The 15562-nt window shown below is 39.2% G+C and carries 16 protein-coding genes and 1 pseudogene; 7 read left to right on the plus strand and 10 right to left on the minus strand.

What is annotated here, in order from left to right; all coding sequences use genetic code 11:
* The first annotated feature begins 164 nt into the window (after positions 1–164).
* The 7 genes from dksA (at position 165) to GQR53_RS12555 (ending at position 5566) form a co-directional block, all read left to right on the plus strand.
* Positions 165–608 carry an RNA polymerase-binding protein DksA gene (dksA, locus tag GQR53_RS12525; RefSeq protein ID WP_002962671.1) on the plus strand — a complete coding sequence of 148 codons (444 nt, stop codon included), beginning with the start codon at positions 165–167 and terminating at the stop codon, positions 606–608.
* Positions 609–628: 20 nt separating this feature from the next.
* The gene (gene gluQRS / locus GQR53_RS12530) at positions 629–1573 is read left to right on the plus strand and encodes a tRNA glutamyl-Q(34) synthetase GluQRS (RefSeq protein WP_138489569.1); all 945 of its coding nucleotides are present in this window, start codon (positions 629–631) and stop codon (positions 1571–1573) included.
* Between the two features lie 78 nt (positions 1574–1651).
* On the plus strand, positions 1652–3133 hold the full coding sequence (gene pcnB / locus GQR53_RS12535) for a polynucleotide adenylyltransferase PcnB (protein ID WP_206013271.1): 1482 nt from the start codon (positions 1652–1654) through the stop codon (positions 3131–3133).
* Positions 3134–3137: 4 nt separating this feature from the next.
* A complete protein-coding gene (folK, locus tag GQR53_RS12540) occupies positions 3138–3623 on the plus strand; it encodes a 2-amino-4-hydroxy-6-hydroxymethyldihydropteridine diphosphokinase (protein WP_002962677.1) in 486 nt (161 codons plus the stop codon).
* Positions 3624–3653: 30 nt separating this feature from the next.
* On the plus strand, positions 3654–4448 hold the full coding sequence (gene panB / locus GQR53_RS12545; protein ID WP_002962679.1) for a 3-methyl-2-oxobutanoate hydroxymethyltransferase: 795 nt from the start codon (positions 3654–3656) through the stop codon (positions 4446–4448).
* Positions 4448–5296: a pantoate--beta-alanine ligase gene (gene panC / locus GQR53_RS12550; protein ID WP_138489570.1), complete on the plus strand. Its 849-nt coding sequence runs from the start codon at positions 4448–4450 to the stop codon at positions 5294–5296. Before panB ends, panC begins: the two co-directional genes overlap by 1 nt.
* Before the next feature lie 33 nt (positions 5297–5329).
* Complete coding sequence (locus tag GQR53_RS12555; protein ID WP_165744073.1) at positions 5330–5566, plus strand: hypothetical protein; 237 nt, start codon at positions 5330–5332, stop codon at positions 5564–5566.
* Between the two features lie 233 nt (positions 5567–5799).
* Here the strand turns inward: GQR53_RS12555 and GQR53_RS12560 are convergent, their stop codons facing one another.
* The 10 genes and pseudogenes from GQR53_RS12560 to GQR53_RS21145 all read right to left on the minus strand — a co-directional run bounded on the left by GQR53_RS12560 (position 5800) and on the right by GQR53_RS21145 (position 15494).
* On the minus strand, positions 5800–6768 hold the full coding sequence (locus tag GQR53_RS12560) for a phosphate ABC transporter substrate-binding protein PstS family protein (protein ID WP_039490403.1): 969 nt from the start codon (positions 6766–6768) through the stop codon (positions 5800–5802).
* Positions 6769–6883: 115 nt separating this feature from the next.
* Complete coding sequence (gene phoR / locus GQR53_RS12565) at positions 6884–8191, minus strand: phosphate regulon sensor histidine kinase PhoR (RefSeq protein ID WP_002962688.1); 1308 nt, start codon at positions 8189–8191, stop codon at positions 6884–6886.
* A 65-nt stretch (positions 8192–8256) separates the two neighbouring features.
* Positions 8257–8946: a phosphate regulon transcriptional regulator PhoB gene (phoB, locus tag GQR53_RS12570; protein WP_006791869.1), complete on the minus strand. Its 690-nt coding sequence runs from the start codon at positions 8944–8946 to the stop codon at positions 8257–8259.
* Positions 8947–9671: 725 nt separating this feature from the next.
* Entirely contained in the window at positions 9672–10736 is a 1065-nt protein-coding gene (fba, locus tag GQR53_RS12575) for a class II fructose-bisphosphate aldolase (protein WP_002961523.1), read from the minus strand.
* Between the two features lie 201 nt (positions 10737–10937).
* The gene (locus GQR53_RS12580) at positions 10938–12113 is read right to left on the minus strand and encodes a phosphoglycerate kinase (RefSeq protein WP_165744074.1); all 1176 of its coding nucleotides are present in this window, start codon (positions 12111–12113) and stop codon (positions 10938–10940) included.
* 64 nt (positions 12114–12177) lie between these two features.
* Positions 12178–13194: an erythrose-4-phosphate dehydrogenase gene (epd, locus tag GQR53_RS12585; protein ID WP_165744075.1), complete on the minus strand. Its 1017-nt coding sequence runs from the start codon at positions 13192–13194 to the stop codon at positions 12178–12180.
* Positions 13195–13372: 178 nt separating this feature from the next.
* Positions 13373–14034: pseudogene (locus GQR53_RS12590) on the minus strand (peroxiredoxin-like family protein).
* Between the two features lie 74 nt (positions 14035–14108).
* A complete protein-coding gene (locus GQR53_RS12595; protein WP_165744076.1) occupies positions 14109–14858 on the minus strand; it encodes an SIMPL domain-containing protein in 750 nt (249 codons plus the stop codon).
* Between the two features lie 90 nt (positions 14859–14948).
* Positions 14949–15242, minus strand: coding sequence for a hypothetical protein (locus tag GQR53_RS21140; protein WP_240917468.1), 294 nt, complete (start codon positions 15240–15242; stop codon positions 14949–14951).
* Between the two features lie 33 nt (positions 15243–15275).
* Positions 15276–15494, minus strand: coding sequence for a hypothetical protein (locus GQR53_RS21145; RefSeq protein ID WP_240917469.1), 219 nt, complete (start codon positions 15492–15494; stop codon positions 15276–15278).
* Positions 15495–15562: the final 68 nt, after the last annotated feature.

The raw sequence follows: 15562 nt of genomic DNA on the forward strand, positions 1-15562 counted from the left end.
AATTAATTAAAAGTGTAAATAAACTATTAATACACTTTTTACTCAGTAAGCATGGTTGAAGCTAATTCGATTAATTAAAAATAAATTTGCCTAGGATATAAGATTCTGTTATTTATACCGCCGGCTAATGCTGAGGCATTAAATTAAGGATTTAGGAGAGAGTTATGCCAGACCAAAAGAAACATGGTTTATTGGCTCAAGCCGGTTTAGAACCATACCAAGAAAAACCAGGCGAAGAGTACATGAATGATGCACAACGTGCTCATTTTAGAGCAATTTTAGAGACTTGGCGTAACGATTTACGTAACGAAGTTGATCGTACTAAATCGCACATGCAAGACGAAGCTGCTAACTTTCCTGACCCAGTTGACCGCGCTGCACAAGAAGAAGAATTCTCTTTAGAACTTCGTACTCGTGACCGCGAACGTAAATTAATCAAAAAAATTGAAAAAACAATTAATTTGATTAAAGAAGATGATTTTGGCTTTTGTGAGTCTTGTGGCATCGAAATTGGCATACGTCGCTTAGAAGCACGTCCTACTGCCGATTTATGCGTAGACTGTAAAACACTTGCAGAAATCAAAGAAAAGCAATCTGGACGCGGCTAATTAAAACTTATTAGTTAGTTATGTCTCCTACAGCCGTTACTGCGCCTATGCGTAAATATCGCGGTCGTTTTGCACCGTCTCCTTCTGGGCCATTACATTTTGGCTCACTTGTAGCGGCTGTGGGTAGTTATCTAGATGCAAAAGCTAATCAAGGAAAATGGTTAGTTCGTATAGAAGACATTGACACTACGCGCGTGGTTAAAAACGCCGACTCCGATATTCTAAATACCTTACAAGCCTACGCCCTTTACTGGGATGAACCTGTTGTATATCAAACGCAGCGTCTGTCTTTATATCAAGATATTACCCACTCACTTTTAGAGCAAAACCTTGTTTATGGCTGCACCTGTACTCGCAAGCAAATAAAAGCTATTGGCGGTATTTATCAGGGGCATTGCAAAGCACTTAATCATCATACTCAATCCGGCGCACTTCGTTTAGTTCAGCAACATCCAACGACCCAATTTAGTGATTTAATTCAAGGTGATATATCTGTAAATAGTGCATTATCCCACGAAGATTACTTAATTAAACGCAGTGACGGTTTATTTGCATATCAACTTGTTGTGGTCGTCGATGATATCGATCAAAGGATAAATCGAATCGTAAGAGGCGCAGATTTAATTGAACCAACAGCTCGGCAAATTAGTTTGTTTAAACAACTCGACAGCCCCGTACCTGAATTTGCTCATTTACCTTTAGCGGTTGCCAAACCCGGTTTTAAACTATCTAAACAAAATTATGCCCCCGCCATTTGTAAACAAAATCCAAAGCCTGCTTTACTTAGCGCTTTTGAATTTTTAGGGCTACCTGTTATAGCTGATTTAAGCGACTTAAATATAGAACAATTAATCGATTGGGGAATTAAAAACTTTAGCTTAAAACAGGTCCCCCAAGTATCCGAAATACAAATTTCTCAACATCCACATAGCCAGAAAGTCCAATTTACACATTTAAGTAAATAAAATAGCTAAAAACGGCTTAATTTCAACACATCAACTTAATTTTTAAACCCTGCTGGTATATGATAGCCGCCTAAATATATGCTAATTACGTCAAACAGCTTGTACTGGGTTATAACCGCCCTATTTGCTGTAACTTTTGATTGCGATGCAGAGTCAATCACACCTTCTAGGAGACAGACTATTATTTCCAAGCTTTTTCAATTTTGTCGACAAATAATCGGCCCGAATACAAGTGCACAAAGCGCTTCTGTAAGCAGTGAACCTATTGTTGTCACTCGTGGTGAGCATGGTATTTCTCGCAAACAATTTAGCCCAAATGCAATCAAAGTATTATACCGCTTAAAAGACGGTGGCTACGATGCCTACCTTGTTGGTGGTTGTATTCGCGATATATTGTTAGGCCAACAGCCAAAAGATTTTGACGTAGTTACTAATGCAACTCCAGATCAGGTAAAAAAACTATTTAGAAACTGTCGCCTGATAGGTCGTCGCTTTCGTCTAGCACACATTGTATTTGGCCGTGAAATTATCGAAGTGGCAACAATGCGTGGCCACCACGAAGCGCAAGAAGACAAAAATCAAATAAGCCAATCAAGCAATGAAGGTCAACTACTACGTGATAACGTATTTGGCAGTATTGAAGAAGATGCAGAGCGCCGCGACTTTTCAATCAACGCACTTTATTACTCAATTAAAGATTTTAGTATTCACGATTACGCCAACGGCTTAGCGGCAATTAAAGCTAAACAAATCGAGCTTATTGGCGATCCTGAAACGCGTTACCGCGAAGACCCTGTTCGTATGTTACGTGCAGTACGTTTTGCCACTAAGCTTGATATGAGCATTGCGCCTAAAAGTGAAAAGCCAATTAGCGAGCTTGCAAGCTTGCTTGATAACATTCCGCCAGCTCGTTTATTTGAAGAAATTCTTAAACTGTTTTTAAACGGCAAGGCCGAAGCTAACTTTTTAATGCTGCGTAAATACGGCTTATTCCGCTCACTTTTTCCTGAACTTGATAAAATTTTAGATAAAAACCCAAGTGGCTTAGAGCACACGCTTATTCAGCAAATGTTTCAAAATACCGACAAGCGTATTAATGCCGATAAAAAAGTAACACCGGCGTTTATTTTTGCAGCCCTACTTTGGTTCCCACTGCTTGAGCGCACTAAAAAAATTCAAAGCCAAGAGCAATTATCTGAATACGATGCTTTCGCACAAGCAATGAATAAAGTACTAAGCGATAATTCACAGCATATAGCTGTTCCTAAGCGCTTTACTTTAGGTGCTCGCGATATTTGGCATATTCAGCACCGCTTAGATAAACGTGCTGGCCAACGTGCATACAGGCTAACGCAACAGCCTCGCTTTAAAGCCGCTTACGACTTTTTATTATTACGCGTAGATGCAGGCGAAACTCAGCATACAGAGCTTGCTCAGTGGTGGACACAATACTTAAGTAAAGATATAAACGGCCAAAAAGAGATGGTTAAAAGCTTAGGCCATCAAGGTGGTCCTAAGCCGCGAAAGCGCCGTCGTCCTACTAAAAAGCCAACTGAGTAATAACATGCATTGTGTTTATTTGGGTTTAGGTGCCAACCTAAACTCACCAAAAGAGCAGCTTGATAACGCGATAATTGCGCTTAAAAAGCTGCCTAATTGTGAATTTGTAAACGTATCGCATTACTATGCAAGTAAGCCTATGGGCCCACAAGATCAACCAGACTATATCAATGCCGTAGCCTGTATTAAAACGACCCTTGATCCAGAGCAATTACTTGATTTAACACAAAGTATTGAGCTTGAGCATGGTCGAGTAAGAAAAGCTGAGCGTTGGGGTCCACGCACACTTGATATCGATACCCTATTATTTGATGATCAAATTATAAATACGGCGCGCTTAACCGTGCCTCATTATGGTTTGAGTGATCGCGAGTTTGTGGTTTACCCACTATTAGAGCTTGCACCTGAACTTATTTTACCTAGCGGCATTGCATTAAAAACCATTGCAAATAACTTACCGCTCAACGACTTACAACAATTACCTCTGTAATTAACCTAGGCTTTTGCCTGCGAGGATATTATGTCTAAAATAACCGTTTCTACTTTAAATAAAATGAAAGCAGAAAATAACAAAATTACTGCATTAACAGCCTACGACGCTAGTTTTGCAAAGTTATTTCATGATAACGGCGTTGAAGTTATTTTAGTGGGCGACTCATTGGGCATGGTACTACAAGGCGGCGATGACACCCTTGGCGTAACAAATCAAGATATTGCATATCATACCCGCTGTGTACGCGCTGGTAGCCGCGAATTATTTGTAATTGCTGACTTACCTTTTATGACCTACTCAAGCGTTAGTGATACCTGTAAAAATGCAGCTGAGCTTATGCGCGCTGGCGCAAACATGATTAAACTTGAAGGCGGAGAGTGGCTTTACGAGAGCATTAAAGCACTCACTCAACAAGGTATCCCAGTTTGCGGGCATTTAGGCCTTACACCACAGTCAGTTCATGTATTTGGTGGCTTTAAAATACAAGGTCGCGAAGAAGATAAAGCACAAAAAATGATTGATGATGCGAAAGCACTTGAAGCTGCTGGCGCGCAATTATTAGTACTTGAGTGTATTCCAAGTGCCCTGGCAAAACGCATTACAGACGCTCTAAGTATCCCAACTATTGGTATTGGTGCTGGCAGCTTAACTGACGGCCAAATACTGGTAATGCATGACTTGGTTGGTATTTCGGCAGGTTACATTCCTAAATTTTCTAAAAACTTTTTGCTCGAAACAGGCAATATGCCTGCTGCCGTTCAAAAGTATTGTACAGATGTTAAAAGTGGCGCATTTCCAAGCGCTGAACATGAGTTTAAATAATGCAATCAATAACTGAAATCAGATCGTTACGTAGTCAAATTAAAGCATGGCGCCAAGCAGGTCTTAGCGTGGCGCTTGTGCCAACAATGGGCAACTTGCACCGTGGGCATTTTTCGCTAGTAGAAAAAGCAAAAAACTTGGCCGACAAAGTCGTTGTAAGTATTTTTGTAAACCCAATGCAATTTGGCGCTAACGAAGATTTAGATAACTATCCTCGTACGCTAAACGAAGACAAACAAGGCCTTGCTGAACTAGGCACTGATATTGTATTTACCCCAAGCGTAGAAACAATCTATCCTAACGGACTAGGTGCACAAAGCTTTGTAGATGTACCTGACATTTCATTAGGCTATTGCGGTGGCTCACGTCCAGGTCACTTTAGAGGCGTTGCAACAATCGTAACTAAGTTATTTAACTTAGTTCAACCAGATTACGCCTGCTTTGGTGAAAAAGATTTTCAGCAACTACAAGTAATTAAAACCATGGCACGCGACTTATCAATTCCGGTTGAAGTTATTGGTGTACCTACAATGCGAGAAGTTTCTGGCCTTGCTATGAGCTCACGTAATGGTTACTTATCTGATGATCAAAAAGCGACTGCAACCGTATTATTTAAAGCGCTTAATACGTGCGCTGAGCAACTTAAAAGTGGCGAAAAAGACTTCGTAAAACTTGAAAGCTTAGCTAAACAAAGTTTAGAGCAAGCAGGCCTAAAACCAGACTATTTTGAGATTGCTCAACGAGATACATTAAAAACTGCTACAATCGAAGATACTCAATTTGTTATTTTAGCCGCAGCCTATTTTGGTGGTGTTAGATTGATCGACAATATCCAAGTCGAAATTTAATATTATTGCGACTCCATTTTAAGGATAAGAAGCATGCACACTTTAATAAAAACAAGCGTAGTCGCCCTTACTTTTGCACTATTGGCAGGTTGTCAAAACCAAGTTGAAAACCCTGAAATGAATCAGTGTGCTCAACAAAACTACCAGTGTGAAACTAGTTGTGAACAGCAAACAACTGCTGAAGGCTTAAAGCAACAAGTATGCTCTGGAAAATGTGTTGAGAGCTATAATCAATGTAAAGCACAAGCCGAAAAATTAGGTAATATTTAATTCCTAAAAGTTTTTAGTTTTAGGCACAAAAAAACCGCTCAATGAGCGGTTTTTTATTGCTTATAGTTTATCATACCAATTTTATTAAAAACATGACCATCCTAGCGTATTAAATAACTCACTAACTACGTTAAAAATTATTTATATAGAACAACTATGTATCATAATTTTAGCCTTGTTATTGCGCTATTTTCTTATCGCTATAATAACTCACTAATTTAATGCAATTGGTATTAGTTCAAACCAAGCTTTTTAAGTTCTGTTTTTACTAGCTTTGCAGAAAGTGGTACATAACCATCTTTTTCTACAATTTGCTGACCATCTTTTGAAAGTACCATTTTTAAGAATTGCGCTTCCATTGGAGACAACGGCTTGTTTGGGTGCTTATTCACGTAAAGGTATAAAAAGCGAGATAATGGATATTTGCCTTGTGCAACGTTATCAAGTGTTGCATCAACAAAGTTATCGCCTTTTTTAGCTAGCGGTACTGTACGTACGCCTGATGTTTTATAACCTATACCTGAGTAACCAATTGCATTTAATGAAGATGAAATTGACTGTACTACTGATGCAGAACCCGGTTGCTCATTTACGTTATTACGGAAATCACCTTTACAAAGTGCTTTCTTTTTAAAGTAACCATACGTACCTGATACTGAGTTGCGTCCGTAAAGTTGCACATCTTTAGCTGCCCAATCACCTGTTAGACCAACATCGCTCCAACGGTTAACTTGCTCAGGTGCGCCACATTTACGAGTAGATGAAAATATAGCATCTACTTGGTCAATACGAAGACCTTCAATTGGGTTATCTTTATGTACAAATACAGCAAGTGCATCAATAGCTACGCGAACTTCTGTTGGCTTATAACCGTAACGTTTTTCGAACGCTTCGATTTCTTTAGATTTCATTTTACGGCTCATTGGACCCAGGTTAGCTGTACCTTCGGTAAGTGCCGGTGGAGCAGTAGAAGAACCTGCTGCTTGAATCTGAATATTTACATTTGGGTAAATACGTTTGTACTCTTCAGCCCAAAACGTCATCATGTTGGCTAAAGTGTCAGAACCTACTGATGAAAAGTTGCCTGAAACACCACTAATTTTTTGATACTCAGGAATATTTTGGTCTAGAGCAACTGCTTGTGCAGATACGAAAGTTGTAACAGCCACACCCATTGCGGCAACTAAGTTTTTAAATTTCATGTAGAGTTCTCCGGTTTGTTCGTTCCATTTTCTAACTGCTGCCCACTCTAAAGTGAGTACATGACAGTTACATTACTCTTAAATGACACTTTTATGACTTGACCTATTAGCTTAATTATTTAGTCAGCGAAACTATCTTATCTATTGAAAATTCAAAAGAAAAACACGATCCTTTGTTAACTTCACTACGAATATTTAATTTACTATCATGGCGAGTTAACACATGTTTTGTTATAGCGAGCCCTAAGCCTGAGCCACCTGTTGTTCTACTGCGAGCTTTATCAACACGATAAAAACGCTCAGTTAATCGGTTAATATGCTCAGGCGCAATACCATCACCATTATCGGTAACACTAAAACACGCTTTATTGTTTTTGCGCTGCCAGCATACTTCTACTTTACCGCCTGGTTTTGTGTAATGAATCGCGTTGAATACTAAATTAGAAAACGCACTACGCAGTTCATCCTCAGAGCCTTTAATATCAAGGGTTTTATCAATATCAAAAATAAGTTCGTGGCCTTTGTCTTGATTAATTGAGTTTGCTTCAGTGTGAATATAACCAAGTAATTGCGGCACATTTATAGCTTTATCGTTATCTTGGCGCCGTGCACCTTCAATACGCGAAAGCGATAATAATTGGCTGACTAAACTATCCATGCGCTTACATTGTTCAAGCATAGTATTTTGCGCTTTGTTCCACATTGCTGGCGGCGGCATCATGTCGCCATCCATCATCTCAAGATACCCTGTAACCACGGTAAGCGGTGTACGTAGTTCATGCGACACATTGGCTACAAAGTCTTTACGCATTTGTTCTAGCTGTTTTAAGCGCGTTACATCACGTACCACAACCATAAGTTGCGTGCTTGCATACGGCATTACCCTAAACTCAAGCACCTGCTCAATACTATGACCGTTATCCAGCTCAAGCGCGTCATCAAATTCGCCTTTGTGCATGTATTTAGCAAACTTCGGTTCGCGAATTAAATTATCAAGGCGCTGACCATGATCCGTAGGCCACTGCAAACCGAGCACTTTAAGGGCTAATTGATTACACCACACAATACTTAAATCGTTTTGCAGTACCACAACCGCATCAGGTACCGCTTCAGCCCCATCGCGAAAGCGACGAATTAAATCTGCAAGCTCATTACGTTTTTTACGATTACGATGCTGGAGATGATAAATACCTTCGAACACTTGCTCCCATGCACCCTCACCCTCTGGCGGATTAAAGCTGCGTTGATTAAGTAGCCAATCGCTCAAACGATAAAGTTGATGGTAGTGCCAAATAAGGAGGGAAAAAGATCCTAAAAATAAAAGCAAAAATGGCGCGCCAACCAGCACACCAATTAATAGTAAGGGTAAAAAATAGATAAACAGGCGCTTTACTAACGCCTGCTTATTAACAACTCGATACATACACTCACTTTACCTTAGAGTAGTAATACATGCGTATTTTACACATTAGCTAAGCTTTAAGCTGATCACAGCTTACTTGAAAAACGATACCCAGCGCCACGTACTGTTTGCACCAAACGGTCATGTCCAAGTGGGCCAATTGCTTTACGCAGGCGACGAATGTGAACATCAACAGTGCGATCTTCTACGTAAACGTTAGTTCCCCACACATGATCAAGCAGTTGTTCACGGCTATAAACACGCTCTGGGTGAGTCATAAAAAAGTGCAGTAATCTAAATTCGGTTGGCCCCATATCAAGCTCGTTTCCTTCTGAGGTAACACGATGAGAAATAGGGTCTAAACGCAGGCCATGTACTTCAATAGCTTCTTCTAATGAGGTTGGCGATACACGGCGAATAACCGCTTTAATACGTGCCATAAGCTCTTTAGGAGAAAACGGCTTGGTGACGTAATCATCTGCACCTACTTCAAGGCCGCGTACTTTGTCTTCTTCTTCGCCGCGAGCTGTAAGCATAATAATTGGGATTTGGCGGGTGTGTTCGTTTTGCTTAAACTTTTTAGCAATTTGAATACCGCTTCCACCTGGTAACATCCAATCAAGTAAAACCATATCTGGGTAAGGTTCAACCATAGCTGCAATAGCAGAGTCGTAATCTTCTGCTTCAATTGCTTGAAATCCATTTTGCTCTAAAACAAAAACCAACATCTCCCTGATAGGAGCTTCGTCATCTACGACTAGTACTTTACGTGACATTCCAATTTATCTCTTACGCTATCGAATTAGTTTTCATTATTATGACTAAGTATGACATTTTTATGAAAGTGTAACGTGTAAATTAAAATGGTGGTAAAAAAAACACAAATTAGTGACAAAAAATCTCATTAACGTCATATTTTTAAAACCTTTTTAATATTTAACGTAATAAAAAGAGATTTACGATAAATTTATGTAATAGCTAACTTTTTAAAATTATCTTTTTTGTATCGCTATTTAAACCACTAAACAATATTAAACTAGCTGGGATCATTGTTTTACTAACCAAGACATTTTTACAGATCGATCGTTTGAAAGTAGCTTTAAAGCCCTTTTAAAATCAACAAACCCGCCTGTGTAACAAACAATACGCTCAAAAATAGATCTAAATTTTACTAAGCTCCAAATAAAGGATCAGATTTTTACCAAGCCGATCATCCCTCAGATCAGAGTTGTACCTAGTCAAAGCCATAAGTTGTTGATTGTTTATACAAATAAATAACGATCAAATTATCTCAGAACCCATATATAGCATTAAAGTGTATTTGGCTTAGTAAAGTAATGATCCGAAAAAGGCTGTGTTAGTAAATGCGTGATCCCAAAATTCCGCGTTGGTAATGCAGTGATCTGATCAAAAAACCGTAATCTGTAATATAAAAAGGGCTGACATTAAAAAAGCCAGCAACAAAGTTACTGACTTAAATAAGCAATTATAAATTGATCTATTATCTAATTTTAGGGTCTAGTTCGCCGCTTAAGTATTTAAGGTGCATTTCATCAAGTGAAATTGGCTTAATTTTACTAGCCTGACCAGAAGTACCAAACGAGTTATAGCGTGCAACGCAAATCTCTGTCATTGCTTTTGTAGCTTCAGCTAGGTATTTACGTGGATCAAAGTTAGATGGGTTAAGCGCCATATGACGGCGAATTGCACCGGTAGATGCTAAACGTAAATCGGTATCAATATTTACCTTGCGAACACCAAACTTAATGCCTTCAACAATCTGCTCAACTGGCACACCATAAGTTTCTGGAATTTCGCCACCGTACTGATTAATAATTTCTAACCATTCTTGAGGAACTGAAGATGAGCCATGCATCACTAAGTGCGTGTTAGGAATACGGGCATGAATCGCTTTAATGCGATCAATCGCTAAAATGTCATCTGTTGGTGGCCGAGTAAATTTATAAGCACCGTGTGAAGTACCGCAAGCAATTGCAAGTGCATCAACGTGTGTTTTATTTACAAAATCAGCCGCTTCTTCAGGGTCTGTTAGCATTTGATCAGTTGTTAATAACCCTTCTGCGCCAACGCCATCTTCTTCGCCAGCTTCACCTGTTTCAAGTGAACCAAGTACACCTAGCTCGCCTTCAACCGATACGCCACAGGCATGCGCCATCGCAACAGTTTCGCGCGTTACTTCTACATTGTATTCGTAGCTTGAAGGGGTTTTTCCGTCGCTCATTAACGAGCCATCCATCATTACTGATGAAAAACCAAGCTGAATTGAACGCTGACACACACCTGGCGATGTGCCGTGATCTTGATGCATTACAACTGGGATATGTGGCCATTCTTCAACGGCTGCTAAAATCATATGACGAATAAATGGAGCACCAGCATAAGCACGTGCACCAGCTGATCCCTGAACGATTACTGGGCTGTTTGTTTTGTCAGCCGCTTCCATTATTGCGCGCATTTGCTCTTGATTGTTAACATTAAAAGCAGGTACGCCGTAACCATGCTCTGCTGCATGATCTAAAAGTTGTCGCATACTGATTAAAGCCATTGGGTATTCTCCAATTTATCGACAGTAGTTCCCTACCATCTAGTTTGAACGGATGTGTTAGTTTGGCGTTATAACAACGCCACGAAAAACCACTGCTTTGCAGTAATATTCCGTCTAAATTAACGACTAAATTAGGGTGAGAGGTATTTAGTAATTAATTGTCGGTGAGGGCTATTACCCCCTCACCTTACGCCACTAAAATTACTTAGCGCGCGACTCTAGCATTTCAACTGCTGGAAGTTTTTTGCCTTCTAAAAACTCTAAGAACGCACCACCACCAGTAGAAATATAAGATACTTTATCGGCAATGCCGTATTTATCAATTGCGGCTAAGGTATCACCACCACCGGCGATTGAAAACGCATTTGAGTTAGCAATTGCTTGTGCAATAGCACGTGTGCCATTACCAAATTGGTCAAACTCGAACACGCCAACAGGGCCATTCCATACAACAGTGCCCGCATTTGCAATAATTTTTGCAAGCTTGCTCGCTGTAGCAGGACCAATATCAAAAATCATATCGTCGCTTGTTACTTCGCTTACATCTTTAAGCGTAGCTACAGCAGATTCAGAAAACTCATTACCAACCACTACGTCAGTCGGTACCGGAATTTCACCATTATTAGCAATCGCTGCTGCACATAAGCGGTTAGCTTCATCCATTAAATCTGGTTCGTAAAGCGATTTACCAACTGGGCTACCTGATGCAGCAATAAAAGTATTAGCAATACCGCCGCCGGTAACTAATTGGTCAACAATTTTAGAAAGTGAATCTAAAACGGTGAGCTTAGTAGATACTTTAGAACCACCAACAATCGCCACTAATGGACGAGCTGGATTATCAAGTGCTTTGCCTAACGCTTCGAGCTCAGCCGATAACAGCGGACCTGCACATGCAACATCGGCAAATAAGCCAACGCCATGGGTAGATGCTTGTGCACGGTGAGCCGTACCAAATGCATCCATTACATATACATCACACAGTGCAGCTAGTTGCTTAGATAACGCTTCGTCGTTTTTCTTCTCGCCTTTGTTAAAGCGCACATTTTCAAAAACAACCACTTCGTTATCAGCAATATCAACACCGTTTAGATAATCTTTTTCTAAACGTACAGTTTGCTCTAGGGCATCGTTTAAGTAATTAGCTACAGGTGCAAGCGAAAACGCTTCATCGTATTCCCCTTCCGTAGGACGGCCAAGGTGTGACATAACCATTACTTTAGCACCCATCTCAAGCGCTAATTTAATAGTAGGTAGTGCTGCACGAATACGCGCATCTGACGTCACTTTACCTGCTTTAACTGGTACATTTAAATCTTCACGAATTAATACGCGTTTGCCGTTTAAATCTAAATCTGCCATTTTTATGACCGACATGAACATCTCCTTAGTTAACGATACTGAACCTGAAAAATACGTTTAAAATTATTATATTAATAAATTACTTATTCACTGCCATCATAGCACGCGCTGTGTCGAGCATACGATTAGCAAAACCCCATTCGTTATCACACCATACTAATAACTTTATCAGTCGTTTGTGACTAACACGTGTTTGTGTGCCATCAATAATACAAGAATGTGGGTCGTGATTAAAATCAACCGATACAAGCGGCTCTTCGGTATAACTTAAAATACCTTCTAAGCGGTCTTTTGCTTGTGCTTTAAGTGCATTATTTACTGCATTTAAATCTACATCGGTATTAACCGTTACACTTAAATCCATTGCCGTTACATTTATAGTAGGTACACGTACGGCGATGGCTTCAAAACGGCCTTTAAATTTAGGTAAAATACGGTCTATACCACGGGCGAGCTTTGTATCAACTGGAATAATTGATTGGCTTGCAGCACGAGTACGGCGTAAATCATGATGATAACCATCAATCACTTGTTGATCGTTCATCGACGCATGAATAGTTGTAATAGCGCCCGACTCAATACCAAATGCATCATCTAATACTTTAATAACTGGCACAACACAGTTAGTTGTGCACGAGCCGTTAGACACAATTGTGTGCTCGTTTTTAAGCTCATCGTCGTTAATGCCATACACAATCGTTGCATCAACATCGTTATCAGCCGGATGCGAAAACAACACCTTTTTAGCACCTGCGGTAATATGTAACTGCGCATGTTCACGCGAGTGGTAAACACCCGTACATTCAAATACAACGTCTACATCGAGCGTTTGCCAAGGTAATTCAATTGGGTTTTCTTCACAAAAAAGTGCAATGGTATCGCCTGCAACACTAATGGTGTCTTCACCAAGTTTTACAGGAAAAGAAAAACGACCGTGGGATGTGTCGTATTTTAATAAATGAGCAATAGCTTCAGGATCAGCAAGTTCGTTAATCGCAACAATTTTTATATCGTCGCTCAAACCAGACTCGTATAACGCGCGGACAATATTTCGACCAATACGACCAAAACCATTAATTGCAAGTTTGATTGCCATGAAATATAAAATCCACTCTTTTAGCGTGCAGATAAAGGCAATACGCCTTTTAGATGTCTGTATTGTAATCGACCTTGCATCTGATTATAAGAGGGAAGCATTAGAAACTTTAAATTAACGTTGAAGAGCTTAGGCATTGCAAGCTCTTCAAGGGGTCTGACTTTTAAAATTAAGTTTTTTATACTAAATTTTTCAAAGCGTTAATTATATCTTCTGGCTCAGAACGAGTACGATAATCAACATCAACATAACGCCAAGTCACTTTACCTTGTTTATCTAAAACAAAGGTGGCAGGGATCGGTAAAACACTACTATTGCCATTGTTAACCGACTCTAAATCTAGGCCTCGGTCTACTCGCATATGCTCGAGTAAAAATGTGGGCACTTGCCATGCTACGCCGTAGCTTGCTGCTACATCGGCATTTTGATCACTCAGCACTAAAAAATCCATGTTACTTATATCGCTTTCGCTCATTGAGCCATCGGGTACTTGCGGGCTAATAGCTACCAGCTGCGCACCTAAAGCATGAATTTCAGGTAAACGTGACTGCAGTGCTTTCAGTTGTAAATTACAGTACGGACACCAACTTCCACGATAAAAAGTAATAACCACAGGTCCGTGTGCAAGTAACTCGGTTAACTGCACCGATTGACCATGTTGATTTGGTAACTCAAAACTTGGTGCGCTTTGGTTTAAATCAAGTGCATTAGCACCTTGCTGAAACGCTTTTCTTGTGCAATCGTTTCATCAACACCTTTCATGAAATCAGGATTACCTTTTCGCCCTGCGGCTACTTTTTCCTCGGTTTGTGCTTTTAATGTGTTGCTTTCATCGCTCATAGTATCGCTACCTTCAAATTAATCAAAAACTTAAAGCCAGCTTACATTATGAAAATGTATTTGAAATGAAAATTTTAGTTAGTTATTTCTAAATCAAACACCACGTTTATTGATGAGGTGATGCTTATTATTGAATTGGTACTTATTGTTTTATCTACATACCGTTTATGTTCGAAGGGGTATGAATTATTTGTATAGCCCGATAAAACTGAGTGCTTTGCATCGCCTTCATTATCACCGAAATTCGTTCGGTTTGAATTCGAACTGATGCTGTAAACTTTCCCAAGTTTAGCGCTAAATGCTTTAGCAAGCAGGTTCCCTTTAGCTATTGCATCATCTACTGCAGCTTTTGTTGCCTGCGCCTCTAACAACTTTGCTTTTGAAGATACACTCTCGATTGCTATAACATTATTTATTTTTACGCTTTGTGCAAATTCAATAAAACCATCTATTTTTTTAATATCGTTTATTGTTACTTTAACCGTTTTTAGTGCTAAGTACTTATCGCCTGAAACAGTCCCCGTTTCTGTACCAATAATATTGTATACATTGCTTTTTAAACCAGAGATAAAAACATCGTCTTGCTCAAAGCCATATTTATCGACTCCTTCTAGTAACAAGTTAATTTGTGCATCAAGATCTCGTTTAGCCTCAAGCAACGAATCTTTAGTGCTCGATACTTCAAACGAAACTTGAGCCATATCAGGCTCAACTAATAGCTCAGCAGTCCCTTGCACTGCAATATGACGATTTGTAGGTAAGCTTAAATTAGCAAAAGAGATAAGAGGAAATAAGGTTAGAAAAATAGTGGTAATGAGTTTCATGTTACGTCCCTAAAAAAGTTCCATGCTGGGCTATGCGTAAATACTAATAAATAACAGCCAATCGTGTTTCTGCCAAATGTTTAATTAAAGCTAATCTTTTACCTCTGGCTTAATCGTTTTTTCTTTGTGTGGGTTAGGTATTAATGCTGAAATATTTTCTTGTGAAATAATAAGTAACTTATCTTGTTTATTATCATAAACAAATAAATTCCCCATTGTTGAGGCTACTATTTGAACATTTTTAATTTGAGTTACTTTACTCTTAGCAATTGGATAATTTAATGACAAGTGATAATTCATTGTTCTTTCATTTATTATATCTTTACTGTGTGAATGCGCCAACATAGTAGGGTATGTAGATATTATAAGTCCTAAAAATAACATGACTGAGTAACTAGGTTTTAATAAATAGAACGGTTAACCAAAGCCATAATAAAGTTTTTTTAAAACGGTTGTTTTACTAGGATCTGGCATATGTCCTGAGCGCCAATTTAAATAAATTGCTGTTAAAACGATGATCGCAGTATAAAGAGTAATAAGTAAAGGATTTGAAATCAGTGCCAGTAAAAAGTCACTTATTTCAATGAAGTTGAATACATCAACCGAGAAGTTATTAAGTAAAACGTAAAGATACACAACACCGGATAAACTACCCAGTGGTAGTGTTTAGAAATCTGTGTCATTTCAGTATTATTAAGAAAACA

The sequence above is a fragment of the Pseudoalteromonas sp. Z9A6 genome, assembly GCF_011378805.1.
Taxonomy (GTDB): domain Bacteria; phylum Pseudomonadota; class Gammaproteobacteria; order Enterobacterales; family Alteromonadaceae; genus Pseudoalteromonas; species Pseudoalteromonas distincta.

Bases quoted from the DNA above. Each gene is read 5' to 3' on its own strand.
- dksA (WP_002962671.1), top strand. From the start codon at position 165: ATGCCAGACCAAAAGAAACATGGTTTATTGGCTCAAGCCGGTTTAGAA.
- gluQRS (WP_138489569.1), top strand. From the start codon at position 629: ATGTCTCCTACAGCCGTTACTGCGCCTATGCGTAAATATCGCGGTCGT.
- pcnB (WP_206013271.1), top strand. From the start codon at position 1,652: ATGCTAATTACGTCAAACAGCTTGTACTGGGTTATAACCGCCCTATTT.
- folK (WP_002962677.1), top strand. From the start codon at position 3,138: ATGCATTGTGTTTATTTGGGTTTAGGTGCCAACCTAAACTCACCAAAA.
- panB (WP_002962679.1), top strand. From the start codon at position 3,654: ATGTCTAAAATAACCGTTTCTACTTTAAATAAAATGAAAGCAGAAAAT.
- panC (WP_138489570.1), top strand. From the start codon at position 4,448: ATGCAATCAATAACTGAAATCAGATCGTTACGTAGTCAAATTAAAGCA.
- GQR53_RS12555 (WP_165744073.1), top strand. From the start codon at position 5,330: ATGCACACTTTAATAAAAACAAGCGTAGTCGCCCTTACTTTTGCACTA.
- GQR53_RS12560 (WP_039490403.1), bottom strand. From the start codon at position 6,768: ATGAAATTTAAAAACTTAGTTGCCGCAATGGGTGTGGCTGTTACAACT.
- phoR (WP_002962688.1), bottom strand. From the start codon at position 8,191: ATGTATCGAGTTGTTAATAAGCAGGCGTTAGTAAAGCGCCTGTTTATC.
- phoB (WP_006791869.1), bottom strand. From the start codon at position 8,946: ATGTCACGTAAAGTACTAGTCGTAGATGACGAAGCTCCTATCAGGGAG.
- fba (WP_002961523.1), bottom strand. From the start codon at position 10,736: ATGGCTTTAATCAGTATGCGACAACTTTTAGATCATGCAGCAGAGCAT.
- GQR53_RS12580 (WP_165744074.1), bottom strand. From the start codon at position 12,113: ATGTCGGTCATAAAAATGGCAGATTTAGATTTAAACGGCAAACGCGTA.
- epd (WP_165744075.1), bottom strand. From the start codon at position 13,194: ATGGCAATCAAACTTGCAATTAATGGTTTTGGTCGTATTGGTCGAAAT.
- GQR53_RS12595 (WP_165744076.1), bottom strand. From the start codon at position 14,858: ATGAAACTCATTACCACTATTTTTCTAACCTTATTTCCTCTTATCTCT.
- GQR53_RS21140 (WP_240917468.1), bottom strand. From the start codon at position 15,242: ATGTTATTTTTAGGACTTATAATATCTACATACCCTACTATGTTGGCG.